Below are 15,855 nucleotides of genomic sequence, written 5' to 3'. Positions count from 1 at the left end.
CACGACATCCCGCTCGCGCAGGATCTGCTCGAACTCGAGCGCTGCCTCGTGATTCCGGGGCCGGGGCAGGCCGTGGGAGATGATCGTCGACTCGAGCGCAACCACCGGGCGGCCGGCGGTGAGCGCCGCGTCGACCTCGGGAGTGAGGATCGGGGAGGGCATCGCGACCACGTTAGCGAAGATGCGCGGGCACAGAATTCGCAGGACGTTCCGTGCGATGTCACACACGGGGGCTCCCGATCTGCTTCCATTGACCCATGTCCCGGCTCGAGGCTGAGTACCCACGGCCCGATCATGTTCTCGTTCACATCAGCGACACCCACCTTCTCGCGGGGGAGGGTCGGCTGTACGACCGCGTCGACGGCGCTGCCCGGCTGCGCGAGTTGCTGACCGCCCTCGAGCGCACCGGGCGACGCCCCGAGGCCATTGTCTTCACCGGGGACCTCGCCGATCACGGCGAGGCAGCCGCCTACGCCGAGCTTGCCGCCATCGTCGAACCGGTCGCCGCGCGACTCGGTGCGCAGATCGTCTGGGCGATGGGCAACCACGACGACCGGGCGGCGTTCCGCGCCGGTCTGCTCGGGGAGGTCGGCACCGACGCCCCGGTCGATCGGGTCTATTGGCTCAACGGGCTGCGGGTGATCACCCTCGACACGACGGTCCCGGGCGTTCACCACGGCGAGCTCGACGACGCCCAGCTCGCCTGGTTGTCCGCCGAACTCGCCCGGCCCGCGCTCGACGGAACCATCCTCGCGCTGCACCACCCGCCCATTCCGAGCGTGCTCGATCTCGCCGTATCCGTCGAGCTTCGCGGCCAGAGCCGACTCGCCGACGTGCTCGCGGGCAGCGACGTGCGTGCCATCCTCGGCGGGCACCTGCACTACTCGTCGACCGCGACCTTCGCCGGCATCCCGGTGTCAGTCGCCTCGGCGAGCTGCTACACGCAAGACCTGCTCGCGCCCGCCGGCGGAAGCAGGCCCCGGGACGGCGCCCGGGCGTTCAACTTCGTGCACGTCTACCCGACCACCGTGCTGCACTCGGTCGTTCCGCTCGAGCAGACCGACACCCTCGCGTACGTGGACCCCGCTGAGGCGGCCCGACGGCTCGCCGAACTCGGCATCCAGCTCGCCCGAGACAACAGCGTCCCCGACTCGGGAGTTGCCGGCGACGACACCCGCACCCGACCGATCGAGCTAGTCGGGGCTTAGCCCAACTCCCACGGGCCCGGTACCGGGAAATACCGTTCGAGGAACGACGTCACCGTCGCCACCCGTGTGTCCTCGGGGATCTCGGGTTCGCTGCCGTCGTTGAGGCAGAACATCTCGTGTCGTCGACGCCGCTCCAGTCGGCGCAACAGTGCAGCGCTTCGGGCAAGAGTCGTCTCGACGTAGAGCACCCGCAGCGCCGTCTGGGTCACAGCACGCCCGGTGAGTAACGCGTAGTAGTGGTAGAGCGAGTTGGTGACCGAGATGTCGTCTCCCGATCGGAACCGCGAGGCCGCCGTTCGGGCGAAGTCGGTGGGGAACTCCCGCTCGAGTTCGGCGAGCACGCTGCGGCGCAACGGGGCCGCGGTGTGTTCGAGATGCCGGGTGATCGTACGCCCGAACCGCTCGCGGAGTAGGGCCCGATTCACCCGCATCGCGTTGTCGTGCCCGGTGCGCAACGGGTCGGACTCCCCGAGCCCGATGCGAACGGTGGCCTCGACGAACCGAGAGACCCCGCCGGGCGAGAAGAACATCGCGGGAGTAACCGGGCGGCCGAAGAACATGTCGTCGTTCGAGTACAGGAAGTGCTCGGCGAGCCCCGGGATGTGGTGCACCTGACTTTCGATCGCGTGCGAATTGAAGGTCGGCAGGACGCCGGGGTCGGCGAAAAACTCCTCGCTGCGCACGAACGTGACCCGCGGGTGCGCAGGATCGAGCCAGTCGGGGGCCGGAGAGTCGCTGGCGACGAAGATTCTCCGCACCCACGGGGCGAAGGCGTGCACGCTACGCAGGGCGAATCGCAGCTCGTCGATCTGGCGGTACCGCGCGGGTCCGGTGTCGGCGTCGAGACCGCTGAGGGTGCTCCACCGGCGGCGCTCTTCCAGGTATCCGGGCTCGCCACCATCGACCCACGAGAACACCATGTCGATGTCGAACTCGACGTCATCGGCATGATCCTCGAACATCCCGGCGAGGGTCGGCCAGTCCTCCCCGCCGCGGACGACCGACGTCAACACGGCATCCTCGCGCGAGATCCGGCGTCGGGTCAGCGCATTGGGGCGCGGGGCGACGATCTCGTCCTCGCCGAAGGCCCACAGCTCCAACCGCACCGCGGCCTCGGCGACCTTCCATCCGGCTCGCGTCTCGCGGGAGCGACGTCGGTAGAGCAGGAACAGTCCCGCGTCGTCACCCGGGGGCAGCCCGAGCGCGAGTCTGCGCTCGGCGCGCTCGCCGTCAGCGTCGACGCGGGCGTAGAACGGCTCATCGGAGAACGCTTCGGCGAACGCGCTCTCCAGTTCCGCACGCCCGGCACGATCGACCGCGATGACCGGGCGATCGTCGTCGCCGCGCACCAGCAGAAAGGCAATCGCGAACCGGTCGAGGGCGCCACGAACGGCACCCAGGTCGGCTGCCATCGCTGCCGCGCGCGTCTGGTTGCGCTCGCCCAGGACGGTCACCGGGTTGAGGGGCGTCACCGAGTGATGGACTCCCGCACATCGGCGACGATCTTGCGCGGGTTGAGGTTCTCGCCCGGGTCGGTCACCGCGAACAGCCCGCGCATGACCTTGACGCCCTCCGGCGAGATGTCCTTCTCCAGCCACGGCGAGTGCTCAAGCCCCACCCCGTGGTGGTGCGAGAGCGTGCCGCCGTTGTCGATGAACGACTGCTGGATCGCCGACTTCACGACGTCGTACTCGGCAAGCATGTCGTCACCGCCGACGAAGGCGAAGGTGAAGTACAGGCATGCGCCCGAGTGGTACGAGTGCGACAGGTGCGACATGATCCAGCCCTTGCGGCCGATCTGCTCGTACGCGGCGTTCGCGGCCGCGTAGGCACCCGCGTGGAGTCCGGCGAGCTTCGACCACGGCCCGGCCGTCTCAGAGACGTCGCCCGCCGCACCCCGATCGAGCAGGAAGTCTCGCAGGTACGGGGTGTCGAATTTTTTCTGGTCGTAGAGCACCCCCGGGCCGGTGCCGACGCCCATGCCGTTGTGCTTCTTCACGATCGCATCCACGAGCTTCTTCTGACGCTTCGCGTGCTCGACCGAACCCTCGAAACCGATGAACGAGAGGCAGATGTTCTCCAGCCCGCCCGGCTGCTTCGCCCAGCCCTTGTTCTTCATCAGCTGGGGCAGCACCGTGCCAGCGAGGAACTTGGCCATCCCCTTGCGGTCTTTGCTCGTCGCGAGCGAGAAGCCGGTCTCCCGGGCGTCCGAGACGCGCGTGATCGAGGGTGTCGCGTCCGACTCGCTGATCGCCTGCATCGCGGCGAAGCCGGCCTCGAGGTTCGGGAAGAAGTAGGCGTAGACGTCACGCTTCGCGGGCGTGCGGTGCACCTGGGCGGTCACCTCGGTGATGACACCGAGGCGGCCTTCGCTGCCGAGCACCATCTCGCGCACGCTGGGGCCCGATGAGGTCGACGGCAGGGCGCGGATGACGAGGGTGCCTCCGGGGCGTACGACGCGCATGCCGCGAGCGATCTCGGAGATGTCGCCGTACTTGTCGCTCTGCATGCCGGAGGACCGAGTGGCGACCCAGCCGCCGATCGAGGAGTGCGTGAACGAATCGGGGAAGTGCCCGATCGTCCAGCCCCTGTCGTTGAGCTGCTTCTCGAGGTCGGGCCCGAGAGCGCCGGCCTGGATGCGGGCGATCCCCGACTCCTCGTCGATGTCGAGCACCTTGTTCAGGCGGCCGAGGTCGAGCGACACCACGATGCGCTTCTCGTCGGCGCGTGGTTCAAGGGACCCCGCGATGTTGCTGCCCCCACCGAACGGGATGAGCACCGCGTCCGCCGCAACTACGGCATCCACGATCTTCTGCACCTCGGCTTCGTCGTCGGGGTAGACGACGACGTCGGGGAGGCGCTCGATCTTCTGGCTGCGGATGCGCACCAGGTCGCGCAGGCTCTTGCCGTAGGTGTGCACGACTCGTTCCAGGTCGTCGGTCGTCACATCGTCTTCGCCGACGATGCCGGCGAGCGCGCCCGAGAACTTCGCGGTCACCTTCGACGGGGGCACCTTCAGGTCGGCGAACGACGGCTCGGGCACCGGCTGAGCGGTGTGCAGGTCGAGACCGACCGCCTTCAGCACGAACGGCGCGAAGCCGGGTTTGTCTTCCCAGTGGAAGCCCACACCCTCCAGGCCCCAGCCCCACCACTTCATGTGGCTCACCTGCTTGTTCCTGGCGTCGGTCATCTGCTTCGTCCTTCTTCAGGGGCTGGCGGGGCGTCGGAGCCCAGGATACGGGGCCCGTGCTCGGCAAGCATCCGCTCGATCTCGGCCTTGATGCGCGCCATGAACTCGTTGGGTACTTCGCCGTCGCGAGCGTACATCGGCTCGCCGTAAACGACCCCGACCGCGAGCCGTCCGGGCTTGGGCCATTTGCTGCCCCGCGGATGCGCTCGACCGGCCCCGACGAGGGCGACCGGCAGGACGGGGACGCCGGTCGACGCGGCGAGCGCGGCGGCACCGGGCTTGAAGTGCCCGCGCTTGCGATAGTCCTTTGCGCGGGTTCCCTCGGGGAAGACGAGCAACGGCACGCCCTTCTGCAACAGCACCTTCGCACTCACGCTGCGCGGGTTGACCCCGCTGCGATCGACGGGGAAGGCGTTGAAGAACAGGCCGGTGAGCCCGCGACGCCACCAGACGTCGAAGAAGTAGTCGGCCGCGGCCCCAGCCGCGAGGTAGCGCGACATCCGCATCGGCAGCGAGCCGAGGATGAGCGGGGCATCGAGGTGGCTGGAGTGGTTGGCGATGACAATGAACGCCTTGCCGACCTTTTTGAGGTTCTTGACGCCGTGGACTTCGACCCGCACCGTCGACCAGGCCACCGGCACGAGCAACCCGCGCTGGGCGACGAAGCGAGCAGCCGCCCGCCCGCGCGACGTGAACCGCTTTGCCTTCGCGGACATGGATCGCTCCTTCTCCGCGCGCTCGTCATCGGTCACTTGGTCACGGTACTACTGCCACTGGAGACTGTGCGACTGGAACTGATGGCCCGGGAGATTCGCCGCACTGCCGACCGCGGCAGGTGCCGTACGACTCCCATGAGCAGCTTGTACCGAACGCTCGGGATGGATATCACGGTACCTCGCTCGGCATCCCGGAGCGCCGAACGCACCAGTTTGTCGGCGTCGAGCCAGAGCCAGCCCGGGATGCCGCCCTTCGAGATGCCCGCGCGCTCGTGGAACTCGGTGTGCACCCAGCCCGGGCAGAGCGCCATGACGGTGACGCCCGTGCCGTGCAGTTCGTTCGACAGGCCTTCGCTGAAACTCGTGACCCACGCCTTCACCGCCGAGTATCCGCTCGACATGGCGACGAATCCGGCCGTACTCGACACGTTGATGATGCGGCCCCGGCCGCGAGCGCGCATGGCTCGAGCGGATGCCGCCCCCAGCTCGCGCACCGAACGCATCATCACCTCGAACGCGAAGTCATGGCCGCTCGAGTCGGCATCCGACAGCTGGGAATGCATGCCGAACCCGGCATTGTTCACGAGCATGTCGATCGGTCTCTGGGGATCTTCGAGGCGCTTGACGACCCTGGCCACGTCGGCGCGCTTCGAGAGGTCGGCGGGGAGAACCTCCACCTCGCGACCCATGCCCCGAAGTTCATGCGCCATCTGCTCGAGGCGCTCACGGTCGCGCGCGACGAGAACAATGTCCTCGCCCTTCGCGGCGAGTTGCCGAGCGAAGGTGGCGCCGATGCCCGACGTGCCTCCCGTGACGAGAGCAATACCCATGTGCATTACGATACGGGGCGGGGCACAACCGCTCCGCGCACGGGAGATCCCACCCCCGTCACGAAGGACCCCGCCATGACTTTCGATGTCCGTGAGTTCGCCCGCACCGCGCGGGGAAACCACCGCGGCGAACTCGAGCTCGAGGCCCTCACTTCCTCCGATGTCGACGCCGACGCCGCTCGCCTCATCCGCACGATGCGCGACCTCGAGCGCCACACGATGGAGCGGATGCGCAACGTGCTGGTGACGGCGACGCACAAGGATGCCCGCGTCACCGCGTTCCTCACCACCTGGGCATTCGAGAAGTTCTGGATCGCCGACGCACTCGACGCCGTACTCGAGTCGACCGGCTACGACCTCACCTCACCGGAGGGGGCCCGCCGCCGGTCGCGCTTCGAGCGCGTTGAACGTCGCGGCCCAATCGCGCGAGCCATCGCCGGCAACATCGCCGGCCCCGAACTGGTCGCCGCGCATGTCACCACCGGGCTCATCGACGAGTGGGTCACCACCGCCGCCTACCGCCGCCTGGGCGAGATCGCCCCCGGTGCGCGCCCGGTGGCCGACCTGATCATCGACCTCAAGGCCCGCCACATCCTCTTCCTCGCCGAGGATGCCCGGCGGCGCCTCGCGGAGTCGGCCCGCGCCCGCAAGCTCTCGGTCAAGGAGATCAAGCGCTCGGCGTGGCCGCTCGGTGCGATCGACCGGTCGGCCGAAGACCGTTCCTCCTTCGAAGTGGTCGTGTTCGGCGGGCCGGAGGGTGCCGCGCGCGCCTCCGAAATCGCCGACCGCATCGCCGCGCTCCCTGGTCTCGGTGCCGTCGCGCCCATCGTGGCTGGGAGACTGGTTCCGTGACACTCAAGAAGGCGACCACCGACCTCGGCAGCGCCCACGTCTTTCTGACCGGCGCCACCGGCTTCGTCGGTCAAGCCGTACTCGAACGCCTGCTCTCCGATCACCCCGGCACGACGATCTCGATCCTCGTGCGGGTGAAGGGCAGTGCGACGGCCGAGGAACGCGTGCGCTCCCTCCTCAAGAAGCCGGTCTTCGCCGCGTGGCGCGACAAGGTGGGCGCGAAGGGCCTCGAGGAGGCCGTGAAGTCGCGCATCAAGGTCGTCGAAGGCGGCTTGGGCGCAGCGATCCCGCTTCCGCAGAATCTGGACCTCGTCATCCACAGTGCGGCGAGCGTGTCGTTCGACGATCCGATCAACGAGTCGTTCGAGGCGAACATCGGTGGCGTGATCAACCTCTACGAGAGCCTCCGCGCGACCGGTGGTGACCCCCGGGTCGTGCACGTCTCGACCTGCTACGTGCAGGGCCTGCGCAAGGGTGTCGCCCCGGAGACGAGCCTCAAGCACGACGTCGACTGGCGCGCGGAGTACGCGTCGGCGTTCGCGGCTCACTCGCGCATCGAGAACGAGTCGCGCGAGCCGCACCGGCTGCGCACCTTCATGGAGACCGCTCAGGCCGAGCACGGCAAGGAAGGCCCCCAGGCTGTCGCGAAGTGGAGCGAGCTCGCCCGCGTCGCATGGGTGAGAAACGAGCTGGTGGATGCTGGCCGCACGCGCGCCCAGAGCCTCGGCTGGACCGACGTCTACACGCTCTCCAAGGCGTTCTCGGAGCGCGCTGCTGAGGAGCTATGGGGCGGTGAGCACCGACTGTCGATCGTGCGCCCCGCAATCATCGAGAGTGCCCTCAAGCACCCGTACCCCGGCTGGATCGACGGGTTCAAGGTCGCCGACCCGCTGATCATGGCGTACGGCAAGGGACAGCTCCCCGAGTTCCCCGGGCTGCCCGACAGCATCCTCGACCTCATCCCGGTCGACTACGTCGTCAACACGATCCTCGCCGCCGCGGCGAACCCCGCGAAGAAGGGCGAACCTGCGTACTACCACGTCGCCTCGGGCGCCTCGAATCCGGTGCCGTTCCATCAGATGTACGAGAACGTGCACGAGTTCTTCGTCAAGAACCCGCTCACCGATCGGGCGGGCAAGCCGATCATCGCGCCGGAATGGAAGTTCCCCGGCCCCGACAAGGTCGAGCGCGGGATCAACCGCCTGGAGCGCCGGGTGCGCGCCGGCGAGCGCGCCCTCCGTGTGCTGCCGAAGACGAAGGGATCCCAGGCCACTCTCGCGAAGTTGCAGAAGGGCATTGCCGACCTCGCGACGTTGCGCAACTTCGTCTCGCTCTATCGGGTGTACGTCGAGACGGAGTTGATCTTCGACGACAGCAACCTGCGGGCGCTGCACGACGCCCTGCCGGCGAACGAGAAGGCCGACAAGGGCTTCGACATCGCCGCGATCGACTGGGACGACTACCTGCAGAACGTGCACTTCCCGGCGATCACGAAGCTGACGAAGGCGTTCTCGCGCGCCCGCCAGGTCGAACGCGCCGCCGCCGCGCCGACCCGCAAGGCCGACCTGCCGCCGCGCGGCGACGTGCTCGCCGTGTTCGACATGGAAGGCACGGTCGTCGACTCGAACATCGTGCAGCAGTACCTCTGGGTGCGCTCCGCGGGCTTGCGCAAGGCTGCCTGGGCCGGCGAGGTGCTGGGCATGCTGGCCTCGGTACCGGGGTACCTGCGCGCGGAGCGCCGCAACCGCGGGGAGTTCATCCGCACCTTCCTGCGCCGCTACGAGGGGATGCCGGTCGCGCGCCTCGAGAAGATCGTCGAGGGCGGCTACGGCGACACGATGCGCCGCCACACCAGCCACGAGGCGCTCGAGCAGATTCGCCTCCACAAGGAGGCCGGACACCGCACTGTGCTCGTCTCCGGCTCGATCGGACTGCTCGCGAAGCCGTTCGAGAACCTCTTCGACGACGTCGTCGCGACGACGATGCACGAGCGCGACGGGGTGCTCACGGGGTATCTCACCAAGCCGCCGATCGTCGACGAATCGCGGGCCGCCTGGCTCACCCGATACGCCAAAGAGCATGGCGCCGACCTTGCCGCGTCGTACGGTTATGGCGACAGCCACGCCGACCTCGGCTGGCTCGAGATGCTCGGTCACCCGACCGCTATCAACCCCGACCCCCAGCTCACCAAGGAAGCGCAGCGGCGCCACTGGCCGGTGCACAACTGGAGGAGGGGCATCCGTTCACCGAAGCGTGCTTTGATGGACGGCAATCCGGTCATTGCGGCCGTTCCGAAGACCTCAGAGCCCGACAACTCGTAGACGCACCTCACAAGGAGGCATTCCGTGGCGTTCGACATCGACAAGTACACCGCGAATTCCGAGCCGGTGACCTGGACCGATCTCGACCTGGAGTTGTTCGAGACGAACCCTCTGCCACAGTCGACCCTTCGGGCCCTGCGCTACATGTGCGACGTCGAGTACCACACCGTCTGCTACCTGCGCGATCTGCTCACCACGCCGTCGCACAAGGAGCCCGAGGTCGGCTCGTTCATGACGATGTGGAACCGCGAGGAGTTCTGGCACGGCGAAGCCCTCGCGGCGGTGCTCGGCAAGCACGGCATCACCGTCGACTTCGACGAGCTGAAGGCTTCGCGCCTCAAGCTGGGCTGGAAAGACCGACTCGACCCGATCAAGCAGTCGCTGCTCGGCGGGCTCGTCGGCCACGACTTCGTCGCCGTGCACATGGCGTGGGGTGCCGCCAACGAGTGGTCGGCCAACGCCGCCTACCTGCGGATGGCCCGTCAGGAGAATCATCCGGTGCTCGCAGAACTCCTCAAGCGGATCGCAGCGCAAGAGACCAAGCACGTCGCCTTCTACGCGTCGCAAGCCCGCGATCGCCTCGAGAAGAGCAAGAAGGCGCAGGTGATCGCCCGCTTCGCGCTCAGCAAGTTCTGGGCGCCCGTGGGCTCGACGATCTCGCCCGACAGTGAAGTCACCCACGTCATGGGCCACCTGTTCGCCGGAACCGAGGGCCGGAAGCTGGTTCGCAGCATCGACTCGCACATCGCGAAGCTCCCGGGAATGGAGGGCCTCACGATCGTCGAGAGCGCCCTCGACAAGCGCGGCATCGCGGCCGAGGGCGAAGGCACGCCCGACGCGGTGACGTACGAAGAGCCCGTCGCGGTCGAGGTTCAGCAGGCCTGACGCTTCAGCAGGTTGCCCGTCAGCGGCCGGCGATGCTCACCCGATTGCGCCCGCCGTTCTTCGCGCGGTACATCTCGGTGTCGGCGATCTCGAGCAGCTCGTCCGTCGTCGCTGAGTGTTCGTTCGCGTGGTGCACGACCACGCCTACGCTGGCCGTTACGGCGAACCCCGCAGGAAGCCACTCCATCGGTTCGCCGACGGCCTCCCGCAGCCGCTCCGCGATGACCGCGGCCTGCTCGTCGTCGGTCGCGGGGCAGAGCACGATGAACTCGTCACCGCCGAACCTACCGATGACATCGCTATCCCGCACCATCGACCGCAACCGCTCCGCCACCTCGCGGAGCACCTCGTCTCCGGTCGGGTGACCGAGTCGGTCGTTGACCGGTTTGAAGCCGTCGAGGTCGAGGAACATCATCGCAACCGGTTGCATCGTGCGGGCGCTGGCGGCAAGCGCGGAATCGATGTGCTCACGCAGCAGGGCCCGGTTGGCAAGACCCGTGAGCTGATCGTGCAGGGCGAGGTGCGCGAGCTCCTCCTGCAGGCGGATGCGGGCGAGCGCCTGGGTCGCTTGCAGGCAGAGGGCTTGCACGAGCGAGATCGCATCGGGTTCGATCTCGCGCCGCTGTTCGAAGAACGCCCAGACAATGCCGAGCGGCGCGTGATCGCGCAGAAGGGGAAAGGCCGCGAACCCCTCGAGGCGTTCCGAGCGCATCGCGGCCGCTACCGCCGGGTACTCCGGCTCGATCTCGTCGTACCCCGCGAACAGGAGCGGCGCGCCCGGTTGGAGTGAGTCCAGCCCGGGGCGCGGGTCGTCGCGGGCGTCAAGACTGGCGAGCGGGTTCGCTCCCGCGACAACCTCCAGCTCACCGACCGGATCGACGACGGCGACATACGACACGGTCGCGCCGAGGGAGTCCCCGACGATGCGGCCCAGCGCGTCGGCAATCTCGTTCTCGGTCTCACATCCGGCGAAGTCCACCGAAGCGTTTTGTAGCACCTGCACGCGAGCGGCAGTCGCCTCGGCGATCCGCCGCTCGGCGAGAAGGCCACGCTCGTACTCGGAACGATCGGTCGCGTCGAAGATCGCCGAACGTACCAGTCGCGGTTGCTCATCAGGCCCGAGAACGAGCACCGAGTTGAGCAGGATCGGCAACACCTCACCATCCTTGCAACGGAGGCGAAGCACGACCTCGCGCGTCTCGCCCTCCTGATGCAACACGGGCACCCGACGGGTTTCGTAGAACACCACGGTGTCGGGATCGAGCAGCTCGACGAACCGGCGGCCGACGACATCCGCTTCGTCGTAGCTCGTCCACTCCAGGAACCGCCGGTTCACCCGCGTGATGCGGTCATCGACCGTCGTCGTGAAGTACCCGACAGGAGCGTCGTGATACAGCTCCTCGAAATCCTCGTGCTCGGGCATTCCACAGCCCTCTCATGAGATGACGTGCGCCCGGAGGGATTCGAACCCCCAACCTTCTGATCCGTAGTCAGATGCTCTATCCGTTGAGCTACGGGCGCGTGGCTGGCCGACCGGGATCACGGGGATCAGTGGTCAACCTGACGACTATATCAGCGCTCGGGCGACCCGAGAGCTTCATGGAACTGCGGAGCGACGAGCCAAGCACCAATAGCCGTCGGACGCATTCGGCAGGTACTCGACGCGCACTCCGACGCCGCCGGGAGTCACGGAGCTCTTCGGCGGGTCCGTCGTCCGGCGATCGACGTGACCATCATCGGGACAGCGCAAGCGTCGCAACGACGACGACGTCGGGCGAGAGGGTGCTCATGGGGCGAGAGGGTGCTCATGGGGCGAGACGGTGCTCATGCCCTCACGCCCCGCGATGGGTCGGGTTGGGTTGACGGAGCGCCGGGCTAACCTGGTGGGCGAGCTGCGCTCGGGCCGAAATGTACGCCGACCAGGTCTTTTTTTGCGGAGACGGAGGGATTTGAACCCTCGGAACCCGTGAGGGTTCTCCACCTTAGCAGGGTGGTGCACTCGACCGGACTATGCGACGTCTCCCGGAAACTGCCTCAGTCATCCTAGCGGCACGGGCAGGGCAGGCCGACCGCGCGGAGCCCGATCAGTTCGCGACGGAGCAGGTGTATTGGTCCGCCGTTTGACCTTTCAGGCCCGGGACGAGCTGTGCGGCAGGCCCAGGATCTTCGGGGGTCGGCGACGGATCGGATGTCGCCGACGGATCGGGCGTGGTCGGGGTCGGCGCGTTCGGGTCGAGCGTGGAGCCGCCGTTCGCGCCGACCGCGTTGGCGTCGAGGGCGATCGGCACATCGGCCTTGATCGCGTCGAAGAGCGCCTTCGCGGTCGAGGTGATCGGCTGCACCTTGCCGAGGTAGATCCCCGTGCCGCCAGTGCGACTCGGGTACTGCACCATCGCGATGTTCTCGAGCGGGATGTCCTTGAGCACGAGCGCGATCGCGACGAGGGTGTCGAGACGAGCGAAGTTCTCAGAAAGGGTCATGTTCTGGGTCGCCGCTTGGGCGATTCCGTAGAGCTTGCCGAAATCGGTGAGGGTGTCGTCGCTCTTGATCTTGCGCACCAACGACGAGAGGAATACCTGCTGCGAGCTAATGCGCCCGAGGTCACTGCCGTCGCCGACGCCGTGGCGAGAGCGCAAGAACGCAAGCGCGTTCCAGCCCTCCAAGGTGTGCGCTCCGGCGGTCGACAGGTTGAGTCCGGTGTACGGGTCGTTGATCGGCTCGGTGATGCAGACCTCCACCCCCCCGACCGCGTCCGACATCGCGATGACCCCATTGAAGGTGATGATGCCGGCGAACTGGATCGGCAGGCCGGTGAGGTTCTGCACGGTCTCGACCGTGCACGACAGCCCGCCGTAATAGAGGGTGGTGTTGATCGGCTCACCCGTCGCCGGGCCGCCATTCTCACATTCCGGAAGCGGCACCACCATGTCACGCGGGATGCTGACGAGAACGGCGCTCTTCTGATCCTGCGCGACGTGCAACAGCATGTTCACGTCATTGAGCGTCGAACTCTCCTTGCCGAACGCATCACCTTGACCTTCGCGCGTATCGCTGCCGACGAGCAAGATGTTGAAGCCGCCCTCGTAGGCGCCGATCGCCGGCGGCGGGCCTTGGGTGTCGAAGTCGTTCTCGACGGTGTCGATGTTCGCCTGCAACTGCCAGGTGGCAATTCCCGCCACGGAGACTCCTGACACAAGTACGACGGCGAGGCCGCTTGCGACGATGGCGAGCAGTGACTTCCAGGCCGCTCCGCTCTTGAGCTTCCCGTGCCGGGCGATGCCCGCAGGCTCCGGGGTGCGCGTGGAGCGCTGACGCAGTTCGCTCACGGCGGTCCTCGTTTCTACGGCGGGCGGGCGGGAGCAGCGGAGGGCGTGGGATTCGAACCCACGAGACATTTCTGCCCACCAGTTTTCAAGACTGGCTCCATCGGCCACTCGGACAGCCCTCCCTGGCGAATCCGAATCCTGATCGTAACGGACGCTAGGGCAGCAAACCCTGGAAATGCCGTGTGAGCGCGTCGGCGAGGCCGTCATCGATGTCGGTTCCGGTGGTCTCGGTGGCGGCCTCGACGACCTCGACGGGCGCTTGACCCATCGCGACGCCGACGCCCCCGCCCTCGGCCGTCCACTCGAGCATGTCGATGTCGTTGCGACCGTCGCCTGCGGTAAAGACCCGGGATGCCGGGATGCCGAGAGCGGCCCGCACCCGTTCCAGCCCGGTGGCCTTGTTGACCCCGTCGGGGGCGATGTCGAGCCACGCGGTCCAGCCGACGTTGTAGGTGACCTTGTGGAGGCCCATCCGCTCGACGACCGCGAGGAAGTCTTCGATCGCGTGCCCGGGGGAGATCACGACAACGCGGGTTGCCGCAACGCCGAGGAGATCGTCGAATTCGACCTTGTGTTTTGCGACGGCGAGGGCGCCATCGGGAAAGGAGCCCGTGTAGCGGAAGACGCCCTCGGCATCCTCGACCGCGTAGCTCGCCTGCCCGAGGTGGCCACGGATCGTGGTGAGTACCTCGGTGGGATCGAACGTCTCGACGTGGTTGCGGGCGTAGCCGAGGGGCGCGTCGGGGTCTCGGCGCAGCACGATGGCTCCGTTGGCGCAGACCACGTACTGCGAAACGATGCCGAGCCGGTCGAGAATCGGCAGGGTCATCGACACCGAGCGACCGGTGGCGAGCATGACCTCATGGCCGAGATCCCGCACCCGCCGCACAGCGTCGCGCACGGCATCCGTCAGCGTTCCGTCTTCTTGAAGCACGGTGCCGTCGATGTCGAGGGCGACCAACCACGGATCGGTCACTTGGGTTCCAGGACGGCAAGCCCGAGGTAGGGCTGCAGGGCCTCGGGAACGAGCACGGAACCGTCGGCCTGCTGGTGCGTTTCAAGCAACGCGACGATCCACCGCGTGGTGGCGAGCGTGCCGTTGAGGGTCGCGACAGGCGCGGTCTTGCCTTCCGGGGTGCGGTAGCGGATGTCGAGCCGACGCGACTGGTAGGTCGTGCAGTTCGAGGTCGACGTCAACTCGCGGTAGGCACCCTGCGTGGGCACCCAGGCTTCGACGTCGAACTTGCGCGCGGCACTCGAGCCGAGGTCGCCGGCCGCGATGTCGATGACGCGGTAGGCGAGCCCGAGGGCTTGCAGCATCCCTTCCTGCATCGCGAGGAGGGCGACGTGCTCGGCCTCGGCATCCTTCGGGTCGATGTAGGCGAACATCTCCAGCTTCTGGAACTGGTGTACCCGGATGATGCCGCGGGTGTCCTTGCCGCCCGAGCCGGCCTCGCGGCGGTAGCAGGTCGAGATGCCGGCGTAGCGCAGCGGTCCGTTCGAGACGTCGATGATCTCGTCTTTGTGGAATCCGGCGAGCGCGACCTCGCTCGTGCCGGTCAGGTAGAGGTCGTCCCGCTCGAGGTAGTAGATCTCGTCGGAATGCGCGCCCAGGAATCCGGTGCCCGCCATGATGTCGGGCCGCACCAGGGTCGGGGTGATGAGCGGCTCGAAACCGGCGGCCAGCGCGCGGTCGAGACCCATCTGGATGAGCGCAAGCTCCAGCCGCGCGCCGACGCCGCGGAGGAAGTAGAACCGAGCGCCCGAGACTTTCGCGCCGCGCTCCATGTCGATTGCGCCGAGGATCTCGCCGATCGCGAGATGATCACGGGCTTCGAAGTCGAAGGATGCGGGGGTGCCGACCTCGCGGATGGTGACGAAGTCGTCTTCTCCGCCCGCCGGAACACCGTCGATGATGACATTCTGAATGGCTCCGACCACGCGGTCGAATTCTGCCTCCGCCTCCGTCGCGGCGACCTGTGCGGTCTTCACCTGCGCCGCGAGGTCCTGAGCCTGCGCGACGAGGGCGGCCTTGGCATCCTTCGCCGCGGCGGCCACCGTCTTGCCGAACACGTTCTGCTCGGCGCGGACGTTCTCGAATGCGGTGAGTGCGGCACGGCGGGCGGCGTCAGCGGCGATCGCCTCGTCGACCGTCGACGGTGACACCCCCCGCGCCTCCTGCGAGCGGCGGACGGCGTCGGGGTTCTCACGCAGCAACTGCGGGTCGATCACGCTCCCATCCTATTGACGCCTGCGCAAGGCCCGACCCCCGCGCGCCGCCACCCTTAGGGTGGTGCCATGACCCCCGCTGCGCGCTCGAGTCGACGCGCCGCGATCGTTTACAACCCGCTCAAGGTCGACAAGGCGAAACTGCGGGCATCGGTCGCGAAGGCCGAGAAGGCCGCCAGCTGGAGCAAGAGCCTCTGGTTCGAGACGACCGCCGATGAGGCGGGGGGCGGGCTCGCGAAGAAGGCAGCCGCCGAGGGAGTCGAGGTGGTCCTGGCGGCCGGAGGCGACGGAACCGTGC

At 67.6% G+C, this 15,855-nt stretch carries 14 protein-coding genes and 3 tRNA genes; 5 read left to right on the top strand and 12 right to left on the bottom strand.

Annotation, left to right across the window (positions count from 1 at the left end; genetic code table 11):
* Nucleotides 1-162, bottom strand: a 162-nt coding sequence (locus RMO30_RS08335; RefSeq protein ID WP_309711878.1) for a pseudouridine-5'-phosphate glycosidase, incomplete at its 3' end; no start/stop codon positions are given.
* A 95-nt stretch (nt 163-257) separates the two neighbouring features.
* Here RMO30_RS08335 and RMO30_RS08330 point away from each other — a divergent pair.
* A complete protein-coding gene (locus RMO30_RS08330; RefSeq protein ID WP_309711875.1) occupies nt 258-1,208 on the top strand; it encodes a metallophosphoesterase in 951 nt (316 codons plus the stop codon).
* Here the strand turns inward: RMO30_RS08330 and RMO30_RS08325 are convergent.
* Genes RMO30_RS08325 through RMO30_RS08310 form a run of 4 tightly spaced genes read right to left on the bottom strand, consistent with a single transcriptional unit; the run spans nt 1,205 to nt 5,944 of the window.
* The gene (locus RMO30_RS08325) at nt 1,205-2,680 is read right to left on the bottom strand and encodes a stealth conserved region 3 domain-containing protein (protein ID WP_309711872.1); all 1,476 of its coding nucleotides are present in this window, start codon (nt 2,678-2,680) and stop codon (nt 1,205-1,207) included. The genes RMO30_RS08330 and RMO30_RS08325 overlap by 4 nt on opposite strands.
* Nucleotides 2,677-4,398: an FAD-binding oxidoreductase gene (locus RMO30_RS08320; protein WP_309711869.1), complete on the bottom strand. Its 1,722-nt coding sequence runs from the start codon at nt 4,396-4,398 to the stop codon at nt 2,677-2,679. The genes RMO30_RS08325 and RMO30_RS08320 overlap by 4 nt, the downstream gene beginning before the upstream one ends.
* Nucleotides 4,395-5,114, bottom strand: a complete 720-nt coding sequence (locus RMO30_RS08315) for a lysophospholipid acyltransferase family protein (RefSeq protein WP_309711866.1) — start codon at nt 5,112-5,114, stop codon at nt 4,395-4,397. The genes RMO30_RS08320 and RMO30_RS08315 overlap by 4 nt, the downstream gene beginning before the upstream one ends.
* Before the next feature lie 32 nt (nt 5,115-5,146).
* Nucleotides 5,147-5,944 carry an SDR family NAD(P)-dependent oxidoreductase gene (locus RMO30_RS08310; RefSeq protein WP_309711863.1) on the bottom strand — a complete coding sequence of 266 codons (798 nt, stop codon included), beginning with the start codon at nt 5,942-5,944 and terminating at the stop codon, nt 5,147-5,149.
* A 75-nt stretch (nt 5,945-6,019) separates the two neighbouring features.
* On the opposite strand from RMO30_RS08310, the gene RMO30_RS08305 reads away from it, so the two are divergent.
* The 3 genes from RMO30_RS08305 to RMO30_RS08295 are packed head-to-tail and all read left to right on the top strand — an operon-like array spanning nt 6,020 to nt 10,002.
* Complete coding sequence (locus tag RMO30_RS08305; RefSeq protein ID WP_309711860.1) at nt 6,020-6,796, top strand: hypothetical protein; 777 nt, start codon at nt 6,020-6,022, stop codon at nt 6,794-6,796.
* Nucleotides 6,793-9,117: an SDR family oxidoreductase gene (locus tag RMO30_RS08300; protein ID WP_309711857.1), complete on the top strand. Its 2,325-nt coding sequence runs from the start codon at nt 6,793-6,795 to the stop codon at nt 9,115-9,117. The genes RMO30_RS08305 and RMO30_RS08300 overlap by 4 nt, the downstream gene beginning before the upstream one ends.
* Before the next feature lie 24 nt (nt 9,118-9,141).
* The gene (locus RMO30_RS08295; RefSeq protein ID WP_309711854.1) at nt 9,142-10,002 is read left to right on the top strand and encodes a ferritin-like domain-containing protein; all 861 of its coding nucleotides are present in this window, start codon (nt 9,142-9,144) and stop codon (nt 10,000-10,002) included.
* A 19-nt stretch (nt 10,003-10,021) separates the two neighbouring features.
* Here the strand turns inward: RMO30_RS08295 and RMO30_RS08290 are convergent, their stop codons facing one another.
* From RMO30_RS08290 to serS, 7 genes are all read right to left on the bottom strand, one after another.
* Nucleotides 10,022-11,425 carry a diguanylate cyclase gene (locus RMO30_RS08290; RefSeq protein WP_309711851.1) on the bottom strand — a complete coding sequence of 468 codons (1,404 nt, stop codon included), beginning with the start codon at nt 11,423-11,425 and terminating at the stop codon, nt 10,022-10,024.
* A gap of 25 nt (nt 11,426-11,450) precedes the next feature.
* Nucleotides 11,451-11,523, bottom strand: a tRNA-Arg gene (locus RMO30_RS08285).
* 413 nt (nt 11,524-11,936) lie between these two features.
* A tRNA-Ser gene (locus RMO30_RS08280) sits at nt 11,937-12,025 on the bottom strand.
* 61 nt (nt 12,026-12,086) lie between these two features.
* Nucleotides 12,087-13,328, bottom strand: a complete 1,242-nt coding sequence (locus tag RMO30_RS08275; protein ID WP_309711849.1) for an LCP family protein — start codon at nt 13,326-13,328, stop codon at nt 12,087-12,089.
* Between the two features lie 37 nt (nt 13,329-13,365).
* Nucleotides 13,366-13,450: transfer RNA gene (locus RMO30_RS08270), tRNA-Ser, on the bottom strand.
* Between the two features lie 32 nt (nt 13,451-13,482).
* The gene (locus tag RMO30_RS08265) at nt 13,483-14,304 is read right to left on the bottom strand and encodes an HAD family hydrolase (protein WP_309711846.1); all 822 of its coding nucleotides are present in this window, start codon (nt 14,302-14,304) and stop codon (nt 13,483-13,485) included.
* Nucleotides 14,301-15,560, bottom strand: coding sequence for a serine--tRNA ligase (gene serS / locus RMO30_RS08260; protein ID WP_309711842.1), 1,260 nt, complete (start codon nt 15,558-15,560; stop codon nt 14,301-14,303). Before serS ends, RMO30_RS08265 begins: the two co-directional genes overlap by 4 nt.
* Before the next feature lie 66 nt (nt 15,561-15,626).
* Between serS and RMO30_RS08255 the strand changes: the two genes are divergently transcribed.
* A partial coding sequence (locus RMO30_RS08255) for a diacylglycerol kinase family protein (RefSeq protein ID WP_397427912.1) occupies nt 15,627-15,855 on the top strand: 229 nt, incomplete at its 3' end.

The sequence above is a fragment of the Pseudolysinimonas sp. genome (assembly GCF_031389465.1).
In the GTDB taxonomy this organism is placed as follows: domain Bacteria; phylum Actinomycetota; class Actinomycetes; order Actinomycetales; family Microbacteriaceae; genus Pseudolysinimonas_A.
This window is presented reverse-complemented; position numbering and strand designations above follow the sequence as displayed.